Source organism: Limnohabitans sp., from assembly GCF_040400975.1.
Classification (GTDB): domain Bacteria; phylum Pseudomonadota; class Gammaproteobacteria; order Burkholderiales; family Burkholderiaceae_C; genus Limnohabitans_A.
In genome coordinates this window covers 1-1,640 of record NZ_JBBAPF010000101.1, presented here as the reverse complement: position 1 = coordinate 1,640, position 1,640 = coordinate 1, and the positions used below count along the sequence as shown (strand labels likewise).

Annotated in this window: 2 protein-coding genes; both read left to right on the top strand. The window is 56.5% G+C overall.

Annotated features, from left to right (window positions below; genetic code table 11):
* A partial coding sequence (locus ABWQ00_RS16005; protein WP_353239651.1) for a hypothetical protein occupies positions 1-614 on the top strand: 614 nt, incomplete at its 5' end.
* A 606-nt stretch (positions 615-1,220) separates the two neighbouring features.
* Positions 1,221-1,607: a hypothetical protein gene (locus ABWQ00_RS16000; RefSeq protein ID WP_353239650.1), complete on the top strand. Its 387-nt coding sequence runs from the start codon at positions 1,221-1,223 to the stop codon at positions 1,605-1,607.
* Positions 1,608-1,640 lie beyond the last annotated feature (33 nt).

Sequence of the window (1,640 nt, the reverse complement as noted above, 5' to 3'; positions counted from 1 at the left end):
AGGATGTGTGCATCATTGGTTGGTGGGTTGCCCACGCAGGCGCAGTTGGGCCAGATCGCGCTCTGGCAAAATCTCCGGGTGATCCGTCGATCGGCCACTACTCCATGCATTTCGATTCTGTTTGCGGCACTGTCAAGGACAATCCGAAGCACTACTCATTGCAAGTTCCCATGTTCGACAGGGCAGAGGGCTTACGCAAGGAACAAAGCCTGGCATGCTTGCCACCACATGAGGCTTTGGTGGATGAGCTTGAGGGGGAGGAGGCCTGGCAGCAAAAACTCCGGCACTACGTGGACACCTCACCGCCGGCCTACAGGCAGCATCCTGTTGTTGCCCGGTCGTTGCCGTCGTTCGCCATCCCAGTCTCCCTGTACATGGACGGCGTCCAGTACACCTCGCAGGGAGGATCGGTGCTCGGCTTCTTCCTTGTGAATGAGATCACTGATCAACGCCATTTATTGTGCTCCTCAAGAAGTTTGAGATGTGCAAGTGTGGGTGTGGCGGCTGGTGTTCGCTGTGACCTGTTTTTCATTTATCCATTGGTCGCTACGCTCGCTGAGTTTGGGTGTCTTCCCCCACCAACGCCACAATGGACAACCTTTCTCCGACAGTGAGGAGCGACGAGCTCGTGCTGCATCTCAACCGTTGGGGATTGTGGCTGCTTGCTTGTACATCAAGGCCGACTTGGCAGAGTTTGCGCACACCCTGGGGCTCCCCAGCACGGCTTCCAATCAACATCCATGCTTCCTCTGTCGCTGCCAAAGGCCCGAGTACGTGCGATTCGTGGGTTGGGACGTGCTTGCGATGCCATGGCCAAAACATAGTTTGAGGACTACAAGGCGGATTGTGCCAAGTGCGAGCTCTGGCGCACGGTTTCCTTGGCTGACCGGGCCGCCTTGTGCCGGTTGCTGGCCTACGACAAACGGAGGACAACGGGTGCAAGCCGGGGTCTCGCTCTCACGAGCGACTATGCCCCCCTAGGTTTGCTGAAGGGCGACCGTTTGGAACCATGTCTTGAACGGCCTGATGTGGCGACATTCTTCCTCCCGGACGGGTTCCCTGGGCGGGTCTTGTTTTGGCGGGTGAGCGAGGAGTCGTCAACACACCACCGCAATCCTCTCTTCTCAGAGGAGACAGGTATAACCCTCCAGGCATGCGCAGCGCTGGACTGGCTCCACTGCCTCTCCTTGGGCGTCTTCCAGACATACATCAGCTTTGCCATGCAGCATATGTTTCGAGCTGATGCCTGGCACACGGGGGAAACCACTGCGCCAACCATCATTGCTCAGAGTATGGCTTGTGTTGCTGCGGAAATGTCAGCTTGGATCAAGGAGCCGCCACAGGCTAACAGAGGGCTCCACGTGATTGAAACGCTTCGGCAGGAAACCTTTGGCACTTGGACTCAACCTCGGTGTCTTTTGAAAGGAGGACAAACCAACACGTTCCTGGAGTTCTTTGTCTTGGCCCAGCTGCGCCTCTTTGGCGGTGCATTGGGTGAGCTGCTTGCACCGATCAGGCGTGCAAGCTATGATTGTGGGCAACTGATGCAACTCATCCGTGCCCACAAAAACCGTATTCCCCTTGCAAGCACTCCAAAAGTTCCATGAGCATACAATGAGTTACCTCCAGACCATGCATGG

Coding starts and splice junctions, on each gene's coding strand:
- ABWQ00_RS16000 (WP_353239650.1), top strand. CDS start 1,221: ATGCAGCATATGTTTCGAGCTGATGCCTGGCACACGGGGGAAACCACT.